The sequence below is a fragment of the Streptomyces sp. NPDC047072 genome (genome assembly GCF_040643855.1).
GTDB lineage: Bacteria > Actinomycetota > Actinomycetes > Streptomycetales > Streptomycetaceae > Streptomyces.
The window spans coordinates 57,758-78,106 of record NZ_JBEYVC010000005.1 but is presented as its reverse complement, the minus strand read 5'-3'; the positions used below and the strand labels follow the sequence as shown (position 1 = coordinate 78,106).

17 protein-coding genes are annotated in these 20,349 nt (G+C 72.1%); 13 read left to right on the top strand and 4 right to left on the bottom strand.

From position 1 onward, the window contains the following. Positions 1-105: 105 nt before the first annotated feature. The 10 genes from ABZ896_RS03670 to ABZ896_RS03625 all read left to right on the top strand — a co-directional run bounded on the left by ABZ896_RS03670 (position 106) and on the right by ABZ896_RS03625 (position 10,546). On the top strand, positions 106-951 hold the full coding sequence (locus ABZ896_RS03670; RefSeq protein ID WP_360921287.1) for an inositol monophosphatase family protein: 846 nt from the start codon (positions 106-108) through the stop codon (positions 949-951). A 134-nt stretch (positions 952-1,085) separates the two neighbouring features. Continuing rightward, positions 1,086-2,498: an NAD(P)/FAD-dependent oxidoreductase gene (locus ABZ896_RS03665; protein ID WP_360921284.1), complete on the top strand. Its 1,413-nt coding sequence runs from the start codon at positions 1,086-1,088 to the stop codon at positions 2,496-2,498. Between the two features lie 129 nt (positions 2,499-2,627). Further along, positions 2,628-3,764 (top strand): SCO3242 family prenyltransferase, encoded by a 1,137-nt coding sequence (locus ABZ896_RS03660; RefSeq protein WP_360921281.1) that lies wholly within the window; start codon positions 2,628-2,630, stop codon positions 3,762-3,764. 31 nt (positions 3,765-3,795) lie between these two features. Beyond that, positions 3,796-4,632, top strand: coding sequence for a sugar phosphate isomerase/epimerase family protein (locus tag ABZ896_RS03655; RefSeq protein WP_360921279.1), 837 nt, complete (start codon positions 3,796-3,798; stop codon positions 4,630-4,632). 32 nt (positions 4,633-4,664) lie between these two features. Beyond that, entirely contained in the window at positions 4,665-5,312 is a 648-nt protein-coding gene (locus ABZ896_RS03650) for an EboA domain-containing protein (RefSeq protein WP_360921276.1), read from the top strand. 3 nt (positions 5,313-5,315) lie between these two features. Further along, positions 5,316-6,170, top strand: a complete 855-nt coding sequence (locus ABZ896_RS03645) for a TatD family hydrolase (RefSeq protein WP_360921273.1) — start codon at positions 5,316-5,318, stop codon at positions 6,168-6,170. Between the two features lie 7 nt (positions 6,171-6,177). After that, the gene (gene eboE / locus ABZ896_RS03640) at positions 6,178-7,335 is read left to right on the top strand and encodes a metabolite traffic protein EboE (RefSeq protein WP_360921270.1); all 1,158 of its coding nucleotides are present in this window, start codon (positions 6,178-6,180) and stop codon (positions 7,333-7,335) included. Next, positions 7,332-8,744 carry a nucleotide pyrophosphatase/phosphodiesterase family protein gene (locus tag ABZ896_RS03635; protein WP_360921267.1) on the top strand — a complete coding sequence of 471 codons (1,413 nt, stop codon included), beginning with the start codon at positions 7,332-7,334 and terminating at the stop codon, positions 8,742-8,744. The genes eboE and ABZ896_RS03635 overlap by 4 nt, the downstream gene beginning before the upstream one ends. A gap of 53 nt (positions 8,745-8,797) precedes the next feature. Next, on the top strand, positions 8,798-9,982 hold the full coding sequence (locus tag ABZ896_RS03630) for a cytochrome P450 (protein WP_360921264.1): 1,185 nt from the start codon (positions 8,798-8,800) through the stop codon (positions 9,980-9,982). Positions 9,983-10,024: 42 nt separating this feature from the next. Continuing rightward, complete coding sequence (locus ABZ896_RS03625; protein WP_360921262.1) at positions 10,025-10,546, top strand: O-acetyl-ADP-ribose deacetylase; 522 nt, start codon at positions 10,025-10,027, stop codon at positions 10,544-10,546. Positions 10,547-10,566: 20 nt separating this feature from the next. Here the strand turns inward: ABZ896_RS03625 and ABZ896_RS03620 are convergent, their stop codons facing one another. Together ABZ896_RS03620 and ABZ896_RS03615 are read right to left on the bottom strand one after the other, a co-directional pair. Further along, complete coding sequence (locus ABZ896_RS03620) at positions 10,567-10,689, bottom strand: hypothetical protein (RefSeq protein WP_360921259.1); 123 nt, start codon at positions 10,687-10,689, stop codon at positions 10,567-10,569. A gap of 11 nt (positions 10,690-10,700) precedes the next feature. Next, a complete protein-coding gene (locus ABZ896_RS03615; RefSeq protein WP_360921256.1) occupies positions 10,701-11,318 on the bottom strand; it encodes a TetR/AcrR family transcriptional regulator in 618 nt (205 codons plus the stop codon). Between the two features lie 250 nt (positions 11,319-11,568). On the opposite strand from ABZ896_RS03615, the gene ABZ896_RS03610 reads away from it, so the two are divergent. Further along, positions 11,569-13,896 carry a zinc-dependent metalloprotease gene (locus tag ABZ896_RS03610; protein WP_360921253.1) on the top strand — a complete coding sequence of 776 codons (2,328 nt, stop codon included), beginning with the start codon at positions 11,569-11,571 and terminating at the stop codon, positions 13,894-13,896. 13 nt (positions 13,897-13,909) lie between these two features. On the opposite strand, the gene ABZ896_RS03605 is transcribed toward ABZ896_RS03610, so the two are convergent. Further along, complete coding sequence (locus tag ABZ896_RS03605; RefSeq protein WP_360921250.1) at positions 13,910-14,692, bottom strand: DUF899 domain-containing protein; 783 nt, start codon at positions 14,690-14,692, stop codon at positions 13,910-13,912. Between the two features lie 371 nt (positions 14,693-15,063). Between ABZ896_RS03605 and ABZ896_RS03600 the strand changes: the two genes are divergently transcribed. After that, the gene (locus tag ABZ896_RS03600; protein WP_360921247.1) at positions 15,064-15,759 is read left to right on the top strand and encodes a hypothetical protein; all 696 of its coding nucleotides are present in this window, start codon (positions 15,064-15,066) and stop codon (positions 15,757-15,759) included. A gap of 241 nt (positions 15,760-16,000) precedes the next feature. Further along, a complete protein-coding gene (locus ABZ896_RS03595; protein WP_360921244.1) occupies positions 16,001-19,870 on the top strand; it encodes a glycoside hydrolase family 2 TIM barrel-domain containing protein in 3,870 nt (1,289 codons plus the stop codon). 84 nt (positions 19,871-19,954) lie between these two features. Here ABZ896_RS03595 and ABZ896_RS03590 read toward each other — a convergent pair whose 3' ends face one another. Continuing rightward, positions 19,955-20,317, bottom strand: a complete 363-nt coding sequence (locus ABZ896_RS03590) for a metalloregulator ArsR/SmtB family transcription factor (RefSeq protein WP_360921241.1) — start codon at positions 20,315-20,317, stop codon at positions 19,955-19,957. Positions 20,318-20,349 lie beyond the last annotated feature (32 nt).

Sequence of the window (20,349 nt, the reverse complement as noted above, 5' to 3'; positions counted from 1 at the left end):
CCCGTGGTGCCTCCCGCTTGGTCGGGGGCCGGGAGTTCACGGCGATTCCATCCGGCGTCCACCGGCCGGGTGGGGATTGTCAGACCCGCGTGCTCTCATGGAGTCATGATCGAAGACACGGAAACCATCGACGAGTTTCTCGACCGGCACGCGGGCGACGTGGAAGAGGCGATGCGCAAGGCCGCGGCGGCCGAGATCATGCCGCGCTTCCGCCGGCTCGCCGCGCACGAGGTCGACCAGAAGAGCGCGCCGCACGACCTGGTGACGGACGCCGACCGGCTGGCCGAGCGGTATCTCACCGAGGCGCTCGGCGAGCTGCTGCCCGGGTCCGTCGTGGTCGGGGAGGAGGCGGTGCACGCGGATCCGCTGACGTACGAGGCGATCCATGGCGACGCCCCGGTGTGGATCGTCGACCCGGTCGACGGGACACGGCAGTTCGTCCACGGTGACGTCGGCTTCTGCACGCTGATCGCGCTGGCCTGGCGCGGGGCGCTGCTGGCCTCCTGGACGTACGCACCCGCCCAGGACCGGATGGCCACGGCGATACGCGGCCGGGGTGCGTACCTGGACGGCGAGCGGCTGCGCGCGGGGGCGCCGGAGCCGGGGGCGGACCTCCGGGTGGCGACCTCCCACCCCGACTACACGACGGACGACCAGAAGCGGGCCCTGCTGGGGCTGTGGACCGACGGTGTCGCGCCGCGGGCCTGCGGCTCGGCCGGTCTGGAGTATCTCGCCGTCGCGCGGGGCGAGTTGGACGCCGTGGCGTTCTCCTGGGAGCTGGCCTGGGACCACGCGGCCGGTCTGCTCCTCGTCGAGGAGGCGGGCGGCGCACACCTCACGCGCAGCGGCGAACCGTTCCGGATCACGGGAGGCAACACCCTGCCGTTCACGGCGGCGAGGGACGCGGGCACGGCCCGTCGGGTGCGGGGGTTGTTGGCAGCCGGGGGTTGAACCGACGGGGCGGTGAAGCGTCGGCACCCGGTGTCTCCACCCCCGACTTGCCCCCGAGCCCCGGGCCTGTCGGTGCCCCGGCATATCCTGATCCTCTGGCCATCGGCTGACGAAGGGGTCCGAAGGTGCCGTCGATGCTCGATGTGGTCGTGGTGGGTGCGGGGCCGAACGGACTGACGGCCGCCGTGGAGCTGGCCCGGCGCGGCTTCTCCGTGGCGGTTTTCGAGGCGAAGGGCACCGTCGGCGGGGGATCGCGCACCGAGGAGCTGACCCTGCCGGGCTTCCTGCACGACCCGTGCGCGGCCGCCCACCCCCTCGGCATCAACTCCCCGGCCTTCCGCGCCCTGCCCCTGGAGCGGTACGGCCTGGAGTGGCTGCACGCCGACCTGCCCATGGCCCACCCCTTCCTCGACGGCACCGCCGCCGTGCTGTCCCGCTCGGTCGCCGAGACGGCCGCCTCGTTCGGGCCGCGTGACGCGGGCGCGTACCGCAGGCTCGTCGAGCCGTTCCTGTCCAAGTGGGACACCCTGGCCCGGGACTTCATGTCCCTGCCGCTGACCGCGCTGCCCCGCGACCCGGTCACCCTCGCCCGCTTCGGCCTCGCGGGCCTGCCCCCGTCGACCTGGCTGATGCGCCGCTTCCGGGACGAGCGGGCGAAGACCCTGTTCGCCGGTCTCGTCGGGCATGTCATGGCCCCGCTCGGCGGCTTCGCCACCGGCGCCATCGGCCTGGTCTTCGCGCTCGCCGCCCACGCCCGCGGCTGGCCCGTGGCCCGCGGCGGCTCGCAGGCGATCTCCGACGCGCTCGCCGCGTATCTGACGGACCTCGGCGGCAGCGTCCACACCGACTACGAGGTCAAGCGGCTCGACGACCTGCCGCCCGCGCGCGCGTACGTCTTCGACACCTCGCCCACCGCGCTGGCACGGATCGCCGGCTTCGGCCGCTACTACGAGGGCTACCGCTACGGCCCGGGCGTCTTCAAGGTCGACTACGCGCTCGACGGCCCGGTGCCGTGGACCGCGAAGGAGGCGCGCGCGGCGGGCACCGTGCAGATCGGGGCCGACAGCGCGGAGATCGGGACCGCGCTCAGGGCCGCGTCCCGGCAGAACCGCGCGCCGGACCGGCCGTTCATGATCACCGTGCAGCCCAGCGTCGTCGACCCGGGCCGGGCCCCGGCGGGCAAGCACGTCTTCTGGGCGTACGGCCATGTCCCGAGCGACTGGACCGGCGACCTCACCGAGGTGATGGAGCGTCAACTGGAGCGTTTCGCACCGGGGTTCCGCGACCGGGTGCTCGCCCGGGCCACCGCGGGACCGCCCGAACTCGCCGTGCGCAACGCGAACTACGTCGGCGGTGACATCGGTTCCGGCGCGGTGAGCGGACTCCAGATCATGCTGCGGCCGAAGTTGAGCCTGTTCCCGTACGGCACCCCGCATCCGGCCGTGTTCATCTGCTCCTCGGCCACCCCGCCGGGTCCGGGCGTGCACGGCATGTCGGGACACAACGCCGCGAAGGCGGTGTGGCGGCGGTTGCGGCAGGAGGCCTGAGGTCCACAAGAAGTGCACAGGTGCAACAGTTCAGCGCCATGGGTTGAGCGAAATGCGTGTCTGATTTGTCACTGCCTTCACCCACGTTCACCTCCTGAAAAGTCCAAACCGCGCACGTAGGGTGCGGTCATGGAAGATCGGACAGCGGAATTCCGCCTCGGGTCCGGGTCGGTCGTGCGCCTCGGTGACCTGGCCCAACTCGTGCGGGCACCGGCCGCGTTGAGCGTCCCCGGCGACATCCTCGCGGGTGCGGCCGCGGCCGGAAACCCCCTGGACCGCCGGGTGTTCGGCGCGATCGGCTCGTCCGTCTGCCTCTACTGGGCCGGCATGGCCCTCAACGACTACGCGGACGCCACCGTCGACGCCGTGGAGCGGCCCGGGCGGCCCGTCCCGTCCGGACGGATCCCGCGCCGGACGGCGTTCGCCGTGGCAAAGGGCCTCACCGCGGCGGGCCTCGGGCTCGCGGCCCTGACGGGCGGCCGCCGGGGCCTCGTCGGAGCGCTTCCCCTGACGGGCCTGATCTGGGCGTACGACCTCGGGCTCAAGTCCTCCACGGCGGGCGCCGCGACGATGGCGGCGGCCCGCACCGCGGACGTCCTCGCCGGGGCGCTGGCCGGGGGCACCGGCTCCACCGGCTCCGCCCTGCGCCGGGGCGCGGTCCCCGCGGCCCTGGTGGGCGCCCACACCTACACGCTGATGGCGCTCAGCCGCCACGAGATCTCCGGCGCGCCCGCCCGGGTACCGGCCACGACCCTCGCGGCCTCGACGGCGACGGTCGTGGCGACGGCTCTTCCGGCAGTGCGGGCGCTGTGCCGCACTGCCGGCGTCGAGGCCGTACGGGGCGTGAGGGAGCCGTCGTCGGCCGCCACGCCGCCTCTACGCGGCGTGGCTGCGTCGGCAGTCGGTCGGCGGTCGCACGGCCCGGCCGCGTCAGGCCTCGTCGGACGCCTGCGCGCCAAGGCCGTGCCCACCGTCACCGGGATGTCGCAGCCCGCCGCTTTCCCCACGCCCCCCGCCAAGTTCGGCGCGGCCGTGGCCGCCGCCGGTGCCCTCGCCTACCTCGGTTCCTACGGCGCCGCCCAGGTGCGGGCCGTACGGGAGCCCTCCGGGGCGAATCTGCAGCGGGCCGTCGGGGCCGGGGTGCTCGGGCTGGTGCCGTTGCAGGCCGCGCTCGCCGCGCGGGCCGGGGCGCCGGTCGTGGGTGCCGTGCTCGGTGTCGTCCATCCCCTCGCGCGCCGGCTGGCCCGCCGTATATCCCCGACCTGAGTCCTCCACCCCACAGGCAGAGACCGACGCCATGAAATCCACCCCCCTCAGATTCGGCTACGGCACCAACGGCTTCACCCAGCACCGCCTCGCCGACGTCCTCGTCGTCCTCGCCGACCTCGGCTACGACGGCGTCGCCCTCACGCTCGACCACATCCACCTCGACCCGTACGCCGACGACCTGTCCCGGCGTGTGGCCGCCCTCGCCCGTGGACTCGACCGGCACGGTCTGAGCGTCACCGTCGAGACCGGCGCCCCCTACTTCCTCGACCCGTGGGGCAAGCACCTGCCGACGCTGATGTCGGACGGTTCCGGGCAGCGCGTCGATCTCCTGCGCCGTGCCGTGCGCATCGCGGCCGACCTCGGCTCGCCCACCGTCCACCTGTGCAGCGGCCCGGCTCCCGAGGGGCTGCCGGAGCAGGACGCGTGGAAGCGGCTGGCGGCCGGTGTGGAAACCGTCCTGGAGACGGCCCGGCGGTACGGCGTGGCGCTGGCCTTCGAGCCCGAGCCGTACATGTTCGTGGACACCGTCGAGCGCTGTCTGCACCTGGCCGAACTGGTCGGCGGACACGAGCTGTTCGGCCTCACCCTGGACATCGGCCACGCCCACTGCGTGGAGGCGGCCCCGCTGCTCGACTGTGTCGGGCTGGCCGCCCCGCGCCTGCGCAACGTGCAGATCGAGGACATGCGGCGCGGTGTCCACCAGCACCTCGAACTCGGCGCCGGCGAGATCGACTTCCCGCCCGTGCTGGCCGCGCTGCGCGAACTCGGCCACCGCGGACTGGTCTCCGTGGAGATCCAGGGCGGCGCGCTGGACGCGCCCGACATCGCCCGCCGCTCGATCGAGTTCCTGCGCGCGGCCTCCTAGCCACCCCGCCCACCCCAGCACCTGCGAGTGTCATGATCTCGACAGACCCACGCCCCGACCTGCCCACAGCCCTCGATACGGACGCCCGCTCCTGGCTCGACGAAGCCGTCGACGCGATCACCGCCGACCACGCCGCGATCCGCCGTCTCTTCCCGGCCGCCCGCAGGCGCTGCGGCCGTTCCCCGCTCGATACCCACTGGAGTGTCGACGAGGCGGCCCGCGCCGTACTGCTCACCGCGCTGCCCCTGCGCGGCCCCGAACTCGTCGCGGAGGTCGCCGGGTTGTACCGGCACGGCGACCCGGCCGAACAGCGCGCCGTGCTCCGCTCGCTGCCGCTCCTCGACGTGGACGACCTGGCCCTCCCGCTCGTCCGCGAGGCCCTGCGCGGCAACGACACCACCCTGATCGAGGCCGCGCTCGGCCCCTTCGCGACCCGGCACCTGCCGGACGCCGAGTTCCGTCAGGCCGTGCTGAAGTGCGTCTTCTGCGAGATCCCGCTGGAACGCGTCCACGGACTCGCCACCCGCGCGGACCGCGAACTCGCCCGGATGCTCGCCGACTTCGCGCAGGAACGCGTCGCCGCCGGACGCGAGGTGCCGGGGGACATCGCGCCCCTCGTCCGTGTCTTTCCCGACCTCCTGACCCTCCAACTCCGGCACGCTCTCAAGGAAGAGGCCTGACCCTTGCGCATCTTCGACCCCCACATCCACATGAGCTCCCGCACCACCGACGACTACGAGGCGATGTACGCAGCCGGAGTGCGCGCCGTCGTCGAGCCCGCCTTCTGGCAGGGCCAGCCCCGCACCTCGCCCGAGAGTTTCTACGACTACTTCGACGCGCTGCTCGGCTGGGAGCCGTACCGTGCCGCGCAGTTCGGCATCCAGCACTTCTGCACGATCGCCCTCAACCCCAAGGAGGCGAACGACCAGCGCTGCACCCCGGTCCTCGACGAACTCGACCGCTACCTCGCCAAGGACCGGGTCGTCGCCGTCGGAGAGATCGGCTACGACTCGATGACCCCCGAGGAGGACGAGGCGCTCGCCCGGCAGCTCCAACTCGCCCTGGACCACGGCCTGCCCGCCCTCGTGCACACCCCGCACCGCGACAAGGCGGCGGGCACCAGACGGACCCTGGACGTCGTACGGGAGTCGGGAATAGCGCCCGAACTCGTGGTCCTGGACCACCTCAACGAACTCACCGTCGGCATGGTCCTCGACAGCGGCTGCTGGGCCGGGTTCTCGATCTACCCGAAAACCAAGATGAGCGAGGACCGCATGGTCGCGATCCTCCAGGACGTCGGCACCGAGCGGGTACTGGTCAACTCGGCGGCGGACTGGGGACGTTCGGACCCGCTCAAGACCAGGAAGACGGCCGACGCGATGGCCGCCGCAGGGTTCGACGAGGACGCCGTGGACCGGGTGATGTGGCGCAACCCCGTCACCTTCTACGGGCAGAGCGGCCGCCTCGACCTGGAGGAGCCCAAGCCCGACGAGGAGTCCAGCTTCCAGGGCAACTCCGTCCGGCGCGGGGGAGAGTGACCCTCCTGTGCGCTTCCTGCACCCCGACGGCACCACCGTCCATCTCGGCTACTGCTCCAACGTCCACCAGGCGGAGGACCTGGAGGGCGTGATCGCCCAGCTCGCCGCGTACGCGGAACCCGTACGCGAGCGGCTCGACGTCGGCCGGCTCGGCATCGGGCTGTGGCTCGCCCACCCGGTCGTCAGTGAACTCACCGCCGACCAAGGGGCGTTGGCCAGGCTGAAGGCCGAACTCCGGTCGCGCGGACTGGAGACGGTCACCCTCAACGCCTTCCCCTACGCCGGCTTCCACCGCGAGGTCGTCAAGAAGGACGTCTACCTTCCCGACTGGACCGACGAGGCACGACTGACGTACACCCTGGACTGCGCCCGGATCCTCGCCGAACTCCTTCCGGACGACGCCGAGCGGGGGAGTATCTCCACGCTGCCGCTCGCCTGGCGGGACCCGTGGCCGTCCGCGAGCGCCGAGGCGGCCCGCCGGGCTCTGGACCGGCTGTCCGACGGGCTCGCGGGGATCGAGGACGACACCGGCCGCCGGATCCGGGTCGCCTTCGAGCCCGAGCCCGGCTGTGTCGTGGAGACCACCGCGCAGGCCGTCCGCGCACTCGGCGGTCTCGACCCCGACCGGCTCGGGGTCTGCCTCGACGCCTGCCATCTCGCCGTGCAGTTCGAGCATCCGGCCGCGGCGCTACGGCGGCTCGCGGACGCGGGGCTGCCCGTGGTGAAGCTCCAGGCGTCCTGCGCCGTGGAGGCCGAGGACCCCGCGGACCCGGTGGCCCGAGCGGCCCTGCGCCGGCTCGCCGAGCCCCGGTTCCTGCACCAGACACGGGCGGCGACCTCCGCCGAGGTGCTGGCGGCCGACGACCTGCCCGACGCCCTCGACGGCGCGCTGCCCGCCGACTCGGGCCCCTGGCGCGTCCACTTCCACGCCCCGCTGCACGCCGAGCCCGAACCGCCCCTGCGCACCACGGCCGACCAGCTCGACCAGGTCCTCGCCGGGCTCTTCGACGGCCCCTCGGCGGTGACCGACCACATCGAGGTCGAGACCTACACCTGGTCCGTCCTCCCCGAACCCCCCACCGACCTGCCCGGCGGCATCGCCGCCGAACTCGCCTGGGCCCGCGACCGGTTGACCGGCCTCGGCCTCAAGGAGGACCCCTCATGACATCCGACACGACCTCTCACACGGCGGGTTCGCGCACGAACCGTGTCGTCGTCCTCGACATCGTCGGCCTCACCCCGAACCTGCTGAAGCACATGCCCTCCGTCGCCGCCCTCGGCGACCGCGGCTTCCGGGCCCGCCTCGACACCGTGCTCCCCGCCGTCACCTGCACTGTGCAGTCCACCCTGCTCACCGGTGAACTCCCGTCCACACACGGCGCGGTGGCCAACGGCTGGTACTTCCGCGACCTCGGCGAGGTCATGCTGTGGCGCCAGCACAACGCCCTCGTCGGCGGCGAGAAGATCTGGGACACGGCCCGCGCCCGGAAACCCGACTACACGGTCGCCAACGTCTGCTGGTGGTACGCGATGGGCGCCGACGTCGACTGGACGGTCACCCCGCGCCCCGTCTACTACTCCGACGGCCGCAAGGAACCCGACTGCTACACCTGGCCGCCCGCCCTGCACGACGAACTCACCGACCGGCTCGGCGACTTCCCGCTCTTCACCTACTGGGGCCCGAACGCGGGCATGCCCTCCACCCAGTGGATCCTCGCGGCCTCCCGCCAGATCTTCGACGAGAAGCAGCCCGACCTCACCCTCGTCTACATCCCCCACCTCGACTACGAGCCCCAGCGCTCCGGCCCCGACTCGCCCGAGTCCGCCCGCGCCGCCCGCGAACTCGACGCCGCGCTCGGCCCGTTGATCGACCACTTCCTGGCCGAGGGCGCCACCGTCGTCGCGCTCAGCGAGTACGGCATCGCCCCCGTCTCCCGCCCGGTCGACATCAACCGCGCCCTGCGCCGCGCCGGACTCCTCGAAGTCCACACCCAGGACGGCATGGAGTACCTCGACCCGTGGACCTCCCGCGCCTTCGCGGTCGCCGACCACCAGCTCGCCCATGTCTACGTCCGCGACCCCGCCGACACCGAGACGGTCGCGAAGCTCCTGACCGAACTCGACGGCGTCGACAGCGTGTTGGGCGCCGAGGGCAAGGCCGCCCAGGGGCTCGACCACGAGCGCTCCGGCGAACTCGTCGCGCTCGCCGCCCCCGACGCCTGGTTCACGTACTACTACTGGCTCGACGACGACCGCGCCCCCGACTTCGCCCGCCAGGTCGAGATCCACCGCAAGCCCGGCTACGACCCCGCCGAACTCCTCTACGACGAGAGCGTCCCGGCGGTGAAGCTGCGCGCCGTCGGTCAGATCGCCCGCAAGAAGCTCGGCCTCCGCTACCGCATCCGGACCGTCCCGCTGGACCCCTCGGGCGTCCGCGGCAGCCACGGCCGGCTGCCCGCCGACCCCGACTACGGCCCCGTACTGCTGTGTTCGGACCCGGCACACGCGCGCGAGGCGTACGCGGCACAGCAGGTCAAGTCCCTGCTGCTGGACCTCGCCGGTCTGGACGGCTGAGCGAGTCAGACGGCTGAGAGAGACACCAGAACGCGCAAGGTAAGGAACCCCGAGTGACCCCCCACCCCGCACTCCCCACCACCCGCCCCCTCCTCGACCCCGCTCCCGAATACGCCAAGTGGCAGACGGAGGAGCCCGTTCGGCGGGTGACGATCTGGGGTGACAACAGCCCCTGGCTGATCACCCGCCACGAGGACGCCCGCGCCGTGCTCGCCGACCCGCGCTTCAGCGCCGACGCCGACCGGGAGGGCTTCCCCGGGCTGCGCCCGCAGGCGCCCCCGCGGGGGCCCGGTCAGTTCTTCCTCATGGACCCGCCCGACCACACCCGGCTGCGGCGCATGCTCGTCCCCGACTTCACCTTCCGCCGTATCGAGGCGCTGCGCCCGGCCATCGCCCGGATCTGCGACGACCTCCTCGACGCCATGACGGCGGACGGCGCGACCGAGGCCGACCTCGTCACGGCGTACGCACTGCCGCAACCCTCGCTCGTCATCTGCGAGTTGCTCGGAGTGCCGTACGAGGACCACGGCTTCTTCCGTGAACAGGCGCAGGCGTTCACGAGTTTCACCACGGGCACCACCGATGTGCTGGGCGCCCGCAGGGCGTTGTACGGCTATCTCACCGAACTGCTGGTGGCGCGCGGCAAGGAGCCGGCCGACGACCTGCTCTCCCGGCTCGCGACCGAGCGGGTGGCGACGGGCGAGGCCACCGTCGAGGAGGCCGTGGGCGTCGCCTTCGTCCTGCTGCTGGCCGGCTTCGAGACGACCGCGAACATGTTCCCCCTCTCCGCCGTCGCCCTGCTGCGCAACCCCGGGCAGCTCGAAGTCCTGCGCGCACAGCCGGAGTTGTGGCCGGAGGCGGTGGAGGAGCTGCTGCGGTATCTCACGGTCTCGCACTGGGGGCTGCGGCGGATCGCGACCGAGGACGTCGAGATCGGAGGGGTGCGCATCCGGGCCGGGGAGGGCGTGGCCGTGGCGATCCAGGCCGCGAACCGGGACCCGGCCGTCTACCCGGACCCCGACTCCCTCGACGTCCGCCGGGACGCGAGCGGTCACCTCGCCTTCGGGCACGGGCTCCACCAGTGCGTCGGCCAGTCCCTGGCCCGCGCCGAACTCCAGATCGGCCTGCCCGCGCTCTTCGGCCGCCTGCCGGGCCTGCGCCTGACGGCGTCGCCGGAGGAGCTGGCCCTGCCGATGTCCGCGATGCACGGGGTGCGCTCACTGCCGGTCGCCTGGTGATTCGGCGTGCCGCCGCCGGGGCGAGCTGCGAGAGTGGCGCACATGACCACGATCCGGCTCGTCCAGGGGGACATCACACGGCAGAGCGCCGACGCGATCGTCAACGCCGCGAACTCCTCCCTCCTCGGCGGGGGAGGAGTCGACGGCGCCATCCACCGCCGGGGCGGCCCGGCGATCCTGGCCGACTGCCGCAGGCTCCGCGCCGCGCGCTACGGCAAGGGCCTGCCCGTCGGTCGGGCGGTCGCCACCACCGCGGGCGATCTGGACGCCCGTTGGGTGATCCACACGGTGGGTCCGGTGTATCAGGGGCCGGGCAGCGATCCCGCGCTCCTGGCCTCCTGCTACCGGGAGTCCCTCCGGGTCGCCGACGAACTCGGCGCCCGCACCGTCGCGTTCCCGGCCATCTCCACCGGCGTCTTCAGATGGCCGATGGCCGACGCCGCGCGCGTGGCGGTGGAGACGGTCCGCGCCGCGAAGACGGACGTCGAGGTGGTCACGTTCGTCCTCTTCGACGAGCCGGCGTACGGGGCGTTCGCGGCACGGGTCGGCGCGGAGGGGTCCTGAGGCGCCGACGCCCGGTGGTGTCAGGCGGGTTCGGCGTCGAGGGAGCGGCCGGCGGGTGCGAGGGTGTGGCAACAGGCGGGCAGGGCGGTCAGGAGTTGGGCGACACAGTGCGCGCCGACGACCTGGCCGGGGGCGTGACTCAAGAGGGCCTGGCCTAAGAGAGGTCGGCCGCGGCCTGGTACACCAGCCGCGCGTGCAGCTCGAACATCGTCACCAGATCCACGGCGTCGCCGTTGATCTCCCGGTGCACGAACAGTCCGTCGGCGCCCGCCACCCCGTAGACGGTGAGAGCGCGGACGGAGGCCTCGTCCAGCTCCGGGAAGAGCTCCCCGATCACCTCGGCGACCTTCCGCTCGGCGACAGCCCGGGCCTGGAGGAACACCGCCCGGCCGCGGGGCTCCTCGGGGCGGCGCTCCAGGGCGAGCATCAGGCCGAGGCGCAGGAACTCCGGCGCGTCCACCAGCGACTTCGCGACGCGCGCCGCCATGACCGTGACCCGTTCCAGGGGGGAACCGGCTTCCTCACCGGGCAGTTCCACGGCCGCCAGCCAGGTCTCGAAGCTGCGCTCGATGACCGCGGCGATCAGGTCGTCCTTGTCCTTGAAGTGCCAGTAGATCGAGCTGGCGGGCAGTCCGCACTTGGCGCTGACGGCCGCGATCGACGTGCCTTCGTACCCGCGCTCGCCCGCGATCTCCACCGTCGCGTCGAGAATCCGCTGCCGCGACTCCACCCCGTTCGCGCGCTTCTTGCGCGTCGTCTGCGGCTTGGTCATCGGCTGGACCCCCTTCTGCACTTCCGGCTCGTGACTGTATCCGACGCCCAGCTTACCGTAGCGATTACTACAATTGTAGTGTACGCTACACCAAGAGTGGAGATCCTGCTGCGCCACGAGTGCCTGCGGCTCCCACAGAACGCAGACGCGTATCCGTACGGTGACTGCGCGCGAGGTACGTCATCGCGGCCTTCGTCTCACCGCACCCCCCTGTACCGGCGTGCCCCGCACCACTGAGAGAGGCCCCGTCATGCCCGGCGAAGAGATCCGTACCCCCGACTTCCTCGCTCTCGTACCGGATCCCGACGCCCCGGCCCAGGGCCGCCTCCTGCTGGGCATCCGTCACTTCGACGAGCCCTTCCTCCTCACCGTCTCCCTCTCCCAGGGCCTCGGCTCCAGCGAGCTGTGGCTGGACCGGGGGCGCGCGGGCAAGGCCCGGCTCGCCGAGTTCCGCCGGATCGGCGACCGGGTCCTGTTCGCCGTACGCAACAAGCACTTCCTGACCCTGAGCGACCCGGACCCGGCCGTCGTACGCGCCGGAGACGAGTCCTTCGCGCTGTCCGTGGTGTGGAGCGGGCCGGTGCTGCGGGAGGAGGACGGTGTGGTGGTCGTCGACGCCACCGACCTGGTGGTGGCCGACCACGACCGCGTCGCCGACCACCTGCACGAGTCCGACCAGGGCGACTACACCCTCGACGCGTCCGCCGGCCTGCCGCTCACCGCCGACAGCCGCACCGGCCCGCGCGCCACCCGCCTCCCGGCCCTGCTCACCTTCCGCGGCCCCGGCCGGGGCGCGGCGGTCCGGGCCGTCGCCGCCGACCCGCGCGCCCTCACCGTCGTCCAGCAGCTGACCTTCATCCGGTTGCCCGAACGCCCCATGCCCGCCCGCCGTTACCACCCCGCCTCGGGGAGCTACGGCATCGGCTACGCCGACCACGGCCTCGTCGGCCGGGCCTCCACCCAGGTCAAGTTCCAGCCCCGCTTCCGAGTTGAGCCCACCCCGGGACCCGATCCCACGATCGTCTTCTACGTCGACCCGGCCGTCCCCGAGCCGTTGCGCTCCGCGGTGATCGAGGGCGGCAACTGGTGGCGGGAGGGCTTCGCGCGGATCGGGCGGCCCGACGTGTACCGCGTCGAGGCGGGCGGCGCGGACTTCGACCCGTACGACCCCGAGGTCAACGGTGTGGTGTGGGTGCACCGCGCGGGCCGCGGCTGGTCCCTCGGACAGGGCCTGACCGATCCGCGCACCGGCGAGATCCTGCACGCCCGGGTACGCCTCGGCTCCCAGCGCGTCGAGCAGGTCCGCGCGCTCGGCGAGGCCCTCCTCGCCCCCTACGGCCACCCGGACGAACCCCAACGCCTGGCCGCCGTGCAGGAGTTGGTGCTGACCCGGCTCCGGCAGCTCGCCGCGCACGAGATCGGGCACGCGCTCGGCTTCATGCACAACTACGCCAGTACGCACCACGACAAGCCGTCGGTCATGGACTACCCGCACGCCCGCGTCACGGTGACACCGGACGGCGACCTCGACCTCTCCGACGCGTACGCCACCGGACTCGGCCCCTGGGACCACTTCCTCGTCGCCCACGGCTACGGCGACCACACCGACGACGAACTCGCCGCCCTGCGCCGCGAGTCCAGCGCGTCGGGCCTCCTCTACGTCACCGACGAGGACGGCCACGAGCCGCACGCCTCCCACGCCGACGGCGTCCCGTGGGTCACCGCGGGCGATGCATTCGACGCGCTGGAGAACGTCCTGAGGGTCCGCGGCATCGCCCTGGCCGGCTTCTCCCGCGGGGTGCTGCCGCCCGACCGGCAGACCGGCGAACTGGAGGAACGCGCCGTCCTGCTCCAGCTGTTGCACCGCCACGAGGTGACGGCCGTCGCACGGCTGGTCGGGGGAGTGCGGTACGCGTACGGCCTCGCGGGGGAGGCGGGGACCGGCGCCGTACCCGTCGACGCCGACACCCAGCGCCGGGCGCTGACCCGACTGGCCGGTCTGCTGCATGCCGAGCAACTGGCCCTGCCGTCCGCCGTGTTGGACACCCTCACTCCGCCCGCCATCCGCTACGGCCGGACGAGCCAGTACTTCGACACCGGCGCGGGAGTGGTCTTCGACCCCTTCGAGGCGGCGCGGTCCGCGGCGGTTCTCGTCACTGGACCGCTGCTGGAACCGGCCCGCCTCAACCGCCTTGCCTGGCAGCACGCCGTAGACCCGGCCGTCCCCGGCGTCACCGAGCTGCTCACCACGCTGCTGGCGGCCACTTGGCGGCGCGAGGACCCCGTACGCGAGGACGTTCCGGCGGGCGCGGCGGTGCAGCGCACCGTCGACTGGGCTCTGCTCCACCATGTGCTGCGCACGCTCGACGCCGAGGTCCTGCACGCGCCCGTCCGGTCCGAACTCCGGTCCGTACTGCGGGAATTCGCGGCGGTACTCCGGGAGATGGGCGGCGACCACCACCAGAGGGACGGAGACCACCACCGGGAGGCGGCCGGACTGATCACCGCCTACCTGGCCGACCCCGGCTCCGTCCGCCTCGACCCGGCGCCGCGTGTGCCGCCGGGAGCGCCCAACTGACGTACAACCGGCGTCAGTGGCAGTGCCCGTGGCGGCCGAGGGTCTCCACGGGGGTCGCGCCGGGGCGGGTCCACTGGGGGACGGGACGGCTGGTCGGGCCCCAGTCGGCGTTCCCCGCCGCGTCCGAACGCCAGGACCAGCACGGGCCGCGTCCCTCGGGCCACCCTTCGGGGTTGTCCTCCCATGTCTCGCCGCGGCCGTACGGGGTCATGTCGAGGAGTCCGAGGGATCCGTTGACGCGCTCGTTGCCGCGGCCCGTCGTGCGGTAGGTGAGGAAGACGCGGTCGCCGTCGCGCAGGAAGCAGGCGAGGTAGCCCATGTCGCCGCCGACGGGCGCGGGCACGTCGCGCACCGAGTACCAGGGCTGGGTGTAGCCCATGAACTCCACGAAGGCGGCCACCTCCTCCCAGGGGCCGGTCGTCAGGACGGCGAAGGAGACACCGCGCGCGTGGAGGTAGACGGCGTCCTGGAGATGCCAGGCCGTGGTCGTGCAGCCCTCGCACTGACCCTGGTGCGGGGCGCCGTCGTACCACATGTGCTGGTAGACGACGAGTTCGTCGCGCCCCTGGAAGAGGTCCAGGAAGGGGACCGGGCCGTCGGGGCCGACGACCTCGACCGTGCCGTCGAACTCCACCATCGGCAGCCGCCGGCGGGCCGCGGCCAGGGCGTCGCCCTCCCGGGTGTGCGCCTTCTCCCGGACCAGCAGCTCGTCCCGCGCCTTCTGCCAGGTGGCCAGATCGACGACCGGCGGGCGACCGGAGCGCGCGGCGGCCGGGTCGTCGGGAGTACTCGTCATGGTGTCCTCCGTGATATCCGGTGACGGGCAGTACCCTGCGCCGCCCTACAGTCACGACAACAGACCGGCACCGCGACCGAAACTCATCGCGGCCACCGGAAAAAGCAGCAGGCACCGCCGCGTCGTGAGCGTACGGCGGCTGGAAGGGGCGGCGGTCGGGTGCGAAACCGTCCGTGGTCCCCACCCGCTCCTGAACCCCGCCCGCACCCTGACGGGCGAACGTGGGGACGGGGGTCAGGGCCCTGGGAAAGGGGCAGGTCAGGAGGCTTGGGTGGGTGGGGCGGGGGCATCCGGGCGGCGTGTGATCGGTTGCGGGGTGTCCGTGGGGTTCTCACGGTGAATCCAACGACGTGTCATCGAAAGGAACGCGCATGCGCCCCCTCGTCTCCCGCGGCCTCCTCCTGCCGCCCCTGGTCTGTGCCGCGCTGGTCCTCGTGCCGGCCGGCGCCGCGGCCGCCGCTGTCGACGCAGGCCGAGGTGCGTCGGACCACGGTGTGTCGCGGACGCACGACTGGTCCAGCCCCGTGGACACGGACCGGCTGCTCGCGCGGCTCGGCATGTCCGACCTCGCGGAGGGGCACCGCGGTGCGGCCACCACGGGGCAGAGCGCGCTGTCCCACTCGCCGCTGCACACCCTCGGCGCGGACCGTGCCGGTGTCCTCCAGCCCCTCCTGGACGCGGTGACCGCGATCCCCGTGCGGCCCGGTGAGCACCTCGGCGCCGCCGAGGCCGCCGCGCACGCCAAGGCCGTGGAAGCGGCGAACGCCACCGTGCAGGAGCGGCTGCGGAACCTGGCCGCGACGGACCGCTCCGCCGCCGGGACGGACCGCGCCGCCGACCCCGTCTCGGACCTCCTCGCCACCGTCCAGTCCACGGTCGACGCCCTCCTCAAGGCGCTGACCTCGCTGGACCTCGGCTCCGTGCTGAGCGCGGTCACCGGTCTCCTGGGCACGGTGATCGGCGCGGTCACCGGCCTCCTCGGCGGCGGCCTGCCCACCGACAGCCTCACGGACACCCTCCCGACCGACAGCCTCACGAGCAACCTCCCGGCGCTCCCCACCGGCTGACCCCTCGGCCGCCGGCCACCGGCGGCCCGGACGGACCCACGGCACCCCCGCGTGACACCACGCGGGGGTGCCGTGTCGCGTTGTCCCCAGGACCACACAGAGACCGACAAGTCATTGCCTCGATCGGCTTCGGGATCTAGGTTGAGTCGCATCCTGTGCCTCAAAGTCCCCAATAGCGCACAGGAATTGACGCTCCCTCAGTACGTACACCCGCACTGTCGTCCCGAGGAAGGCCATGATCATGCCCGCTCCCCAGCTGCCCCTCACGCTCAGCCGCCGGCGTCTCCTGGAGGGAGGAGCGGCCGTCCTCGGCGCGCTCGCCCTCTCCTCCGGCCCCCTCGCCGCCCGCGGCCACGCGGCGGAGAGCGCCGGCGCCCCGGAGTGGAACGGCGCCATCGACGTCTTCCGGCTGGGCACCGAGCCCCCGCACACCACCCTCACCCCGTACGCCTCCGTCGGCCAGGCCCTCGCCGCCGACCGCGCGGAATCGCCGTACCGCCAAAGCCTGGACGGCAAGTGGCGGTTCGCGTACGCCGACCGCCCCGACGACCGCGACGAGGACTTCCACCGCACCGACCTGGACGACTCCGACTGGGAGACCATCCCCGTGCCCTCCGTCTGGCAGCGGCACGGCTACGACTTCCCGGTCTACCTCAACATCACCTACCCCTGGTGGGGCCCCAACGGCCGCGGCGAGGACGCCCAGCCGCCCGCCGCGCCCACCCGGTACAACCCCGTCGGCCAGTACAGACGCACCTTCACCGTGCCCCGCACCTGGTCCGGGCGGCGGACCTTCCTGCACTTCGAGGGGGTGAAGTCGGCCCACTACGTGTGGATCAACGGCCAACTCGTCGGCTACTGCGAGGATTCGTACACCCCCGCCGAGTACGACATCACCGAGCACCTGAAGGCGGGCACCAACCAGATAGCCGTCGAGGTCTACCGCTACTCCGACGGCGACTGGCTGGAGGACCAGGACATGATCCGGCTGAGCGGCATCTTCCGCTCGGTCCACCTCTACTCCACGCCCGCCGTTCACCTGCGCGACTTCAAGCTGGACACCCCGCTCAACGACACTTATGACGCAGCGGAGTTGGCGGTCACCGCGAGCGTGCGCGACTACGCCGGCGGCAACGTGGGCCGGTACACGGTCGAGACCCAGCTGTACGACGCCGACGGCCACCCCGTCTGGTCCCGCCCGCTCCAGCAGACGGTCGACCTGGACTCCGGCGCCGAGACGACCGTACAGGCGGCGAAGGCGGTACCCCGTCCCCAGCTGTGGTCGGCCGAACACCCCAATCTCTACACGGCAGTTCTGCGGTTGCGTGATCCCGCGGGCAGGGTGACCGAGACGCTCTCGCACCGGGTCGGTCTGCGTGAATTCGCCCTGAAGGACGGGCTGATGCGCATCAACGGCCAACCTGTCTCCCTGCGCGGCACCAACCGGCACGAGATGCACCCGGACCGCGGCACCGCCCTCACCCGCGCGGACCTGGTCGAGGACATCCGGATCATCAAGCGGCTGAACATCAACACCGTCCGCACCTCGCACTACCCCAACAACACGCTCTGGTACGAACTCGCCGACGAGTACGGCCTCTACCTCGTCGACGAGACCAACCTGGAGACCCACGGCATCCGCGACGAGTACCCCGGCAACCACGCCGACTGGAGCGCGGCCTGTGTGGCGCGCGCCCAGAACATGGTTCACCGCGACAAGAACCATGCCAGCGTGGTCATCTGGTCCCTCGGCAACGAGGCGGGCGGCGGCAGCACCTTCGTGAACATGCGGGACTGGATCACGTCGTACGACACCACCCGCGTCGTCCAGTACGAGGGCGACGACCGCCCCACCATCAGCGACATCCGCTCGGAGATGTACGAGTCGCCCTCGCGGGTGGAGGCCCGCGCCAAGGACACCGCCGACACCCGGCCGTACGTGATGATCGAGTACGCCCATGCGATGGGGAACTCCAACGGCAACCTCAAGAAGTACTGGGACGTCATCCGCCGCTACCCGGTCCTCCAGGGCGGCTGGATCTGGGACTTCGTCGACCAGTCGCTGACCACACCGGTCCCGGCGCGCACCCTCCTCACCGAGACCGGACCCGGCGGTCTGCAGGGCGAAGTCCTCCCCGCGAGCGCGACGTTCGACCGCGCCAAGGGCGTCTCCGGCGGCACGGTCTTCGCCCGCGACCCGAGCCTCGACCTCACGGGTTCGTTGACGCTGGAAGCCTGGATCACCCCGGATGTGACGTACAGTCACCAGCCCGTCATCGCCAAGGGGGACACCCAGTACGCCCTCAAACAGTCCGGGAACTCACTGGAGTTCTTCATCTACGGCGGCGGACAGTGGATCGCCGTCAACTCCGCGCTGTCGGAGGGCTGGACAAGTCAGGAGCACCACGTCGCCGGTGTCTTCGACGCGGACGCGGGCACGCTCACCCTCTCCATCGACGGCGTGGTGAAGGCCACCCGGACGACCACCCGGCGACCGAGCAGCACCACCGCGCCCCTCGCCCTCGCGACCGATGTCGACAACCCCACCCGGGAGTTCAGCGGCACCATACGCAAGGCGCGGGTGTACGCCCGTGCCCTGAGCGCCGCCGAACTCGCCTCCGAGAGCCGCGGACCCGGCGACGAGGGCGTGCGGTTCTGGTTCGACGCGGCCACCGTGGGACTGAGCCGGAAGCGCCCGCGGGAGAAGACCTTCTTCGCGTACGGCGGCGACTGGGGCGACAACCCCAACGACGGCGCCTTCGTCGCGGACGGCATCGTCACCGCGGACCGGGGCCACACGGGCAAGGCGGCCGAGGTCAAGCAGATCTACCAGGCGATCAACGCGGCCTGGGTGTCGCCGGGCGGCGGGGCCGTCCGGATCACCAACGAGTACCTCTTCACCAACCTCCGTGAGTTCGACGGCGGTTGGTCCCTGGTCGCCGACGGCGAAGTCGTACGGCGGGGCAGGCTCACCCGCGACCAGCTGGACCTGGCGCCCCTGTCGGGCAAGGAGATCGCCGTCCCCTACGAGCTGCCCGCCGACCCGGCGCCCGGCGCCGAGTACTTCCTCCAACTCTCCTTCAGGACAAGGGAGTCCACCCCCTGGGCGAAGTCCGGCTTCGAGATCGCCAAGCAGCAGCTCGCCCTCGACGCGGGCAGCCCGGCGGTGACGCCCGTACCGCTGTCGGATGTCCCGGCCCTGAGGTACGGGGAAGACGACGGCCAAGTCACCGTCGCCGGTGAGGACTTCTCCGTCACCGTCGACAAGCAGACCGGGACCATCACGTCGTACGAGGCGCACGGCACCCGGCTGCTCACGGACGGCCCCGTCCCCAACTTCTGGCGGGCGCCCACCGACAACGACCACGGCAACGGGCAGCACACCCGCAACCAGACCTGGCGGGACGCCGGAACCCAGCGCAAGGTGACCGAGGTGAAGGTCAGCGCGCTGCGGGACAGGGCCGTCGAGATCAGGGTCGCCGGCACCCTGCCGACCACCATCGAGTCGACGTACACCACCACCTACACGGTCTTCGGAAACGGCGAGATCAAGGTCGACAACACCCTGCACCCGGGGGCGAGTTCACTGCCGTACATCCCGGAGGTCGGCACGCTGCTCTTCCTGCCGCGCCGCCTCGACCGGCTGCACTACTACGGGCGCGGCCCCGAGGAGAACCACTGGGACCGCAACGACGGCACCGACGTAGGCCTGTACTCCGGGACCGTCGCCGAACAGTGGACGCCGTACATCCGCCCGCAGGAGAACGGCAACAAGACCGACGTCCGCTGGGCCGCGCTGACCGGCCGCGACGGCGTCGGACTGCTCGTCTCCGGCGAGCCCCTCGTCGAGGTCAACGCCTCGCACTTCACGCCGGAGGACCTGTCCTCGGGGGCGCGGCACGACTACCAGCTCACCCCGCGCGAGGCGGTCGTCCTGCGCGTCAACCACCGGCAGATGGGCGTCGGCGGCGACAACAGCTGGGGTGCGCACACCCACGACGAGTACAAGCTGTTCGCGAACCGGGACTACGCGTACACCTACCGGCTGCGGCCGCTGAGGAATGTGAGCCAGGCCACGGCAACCTCCCGGCGGCCGACGGCGACCACCTGATACGCCGGGGGTTGAGGAGAACGGCGTGACAGGAGTGAGGCGTCCGCTTCTTCGGGGCGTCTCACTCCGCCCCCGCGCGGCGTCTCACTCCGCCGTGTCGCTGATCCCCAGCCGCAGATGCTCCACGTGATACACGGCCTGGTCGAGCAGCTCGGCGACATGGTGGTCGTGCAGCGCGTACACCACCGACCGGCCCTGGCGCTCGCCCACGACAAGACCCAGGTTCCGCAGCAGCCGCAGCTGATGCGAGCACGCGGACTGCTCCATGCCCACCTCGGCCGCCAACTCCGTGGCCGGCAGCGGTCCTTCGCGCAGTCTCGCGAGGATCAGCAGGCGGGACGGGGTGGAGAGGGCCTGGAGCGTGGTGGCCACCTTGGCGACATTGGCCGCGTCCAGGCGTACGCGCTCGGCGGCTTCCTGCGCGGTGGTGACGGCTCCATGACCCATGGGCGGTATCTTACTCATCGTACATGAACAGA

Coding starts and splice junctions, on each gene's coding strand:
- ABZ896_RS03670 (WP_360921287.1), top strand. CDS start 106: ATGATCGAAGACACGGAAACCATCGACGAGTTTCTCGACCGGCACGCG.
- ABZ896_RS03665 (WP_360921284.1), top strand. CDS start 1,086: ATGCTCGATGTGGTCGTGGTGGGTGCGGGGCCGAACGGACTGACGGCC.
- ABZ896_RS03660 (WP_360921281.1), top strand. CDS start 2,628: ATGGAAGATCGGACAGCGGAATTCCGCCTCGGGTCCGGGTCGGTCGTG.
- ABZ896_RS03655 (WP_360921279.1), top strand. CDS start 3,796: ATGAAATCCACCCCCCTCAGATTCGGCTACGGCACCAACGGCTTCACC.
- ABZ896_RS03650 (WP_360921276.1), top strand. CDS start 4,665: ATGATCTCGACAGACCCACGCCCCGACCTGCCCACAGCCCTCGATACG.
- ABZ896_RS03635 (WP_360921267.1), top strand. CDS start 7,332: ATGACATCCGACACGACCTCTCACACGGCGGGTTCGCGCACGAACCGT.
- ABZ896_RS03625 (WP_360921262.1), top strand. CDS start 10,025: ATGACCACGATCCGGCTCGTCCAGGGGGACATCACACGGCAGAGCGCC.
- ABZ896_RS03615 (WP_360921256.1), bottom strand. CDS start 11,318: ATGACCAAGCCGCAGACGACGCGCAAGAAGCGCGCGAACGGGGTGGAG.
- ABZ896_RS03610 (WP_360921253.1), top strand. CDS start 11,569: ATGCCCGGCGAAGAGATCCGTACCCCCGACTTCCTCGCTCTCGTACCG.
- ABZ896_RS03605 (WP_360921250.1), bottom strand. CDS start 14,692: ATGACGAGTACTCCCGACGACCCGGCCGCCGCGCGCTCCGGTCGCCCG.
- ABZ896_RS03600 (WP_360921247.1), top strand. CDS start 15,064: ATGCGCCCCCTCGTCTCCCGCGGCCTCCTCCTGCCGCCCCTGGTCTGT.
- ABZ896_RS03595 (WP_360921244.1), top strand. CDS start 16,001: ATGCCCGCTCCCCAGCTGCCCCTCACGCTCAGCCGCCGGCGTCTCCTG.
- ABZ896_RS03590 (WP_360921241.1), bottom strand. CDS start 20,317: ATGGGTCATGGAGCCGTCACCACCGCGCAGGAAGCCGCCGAGCGCGTA.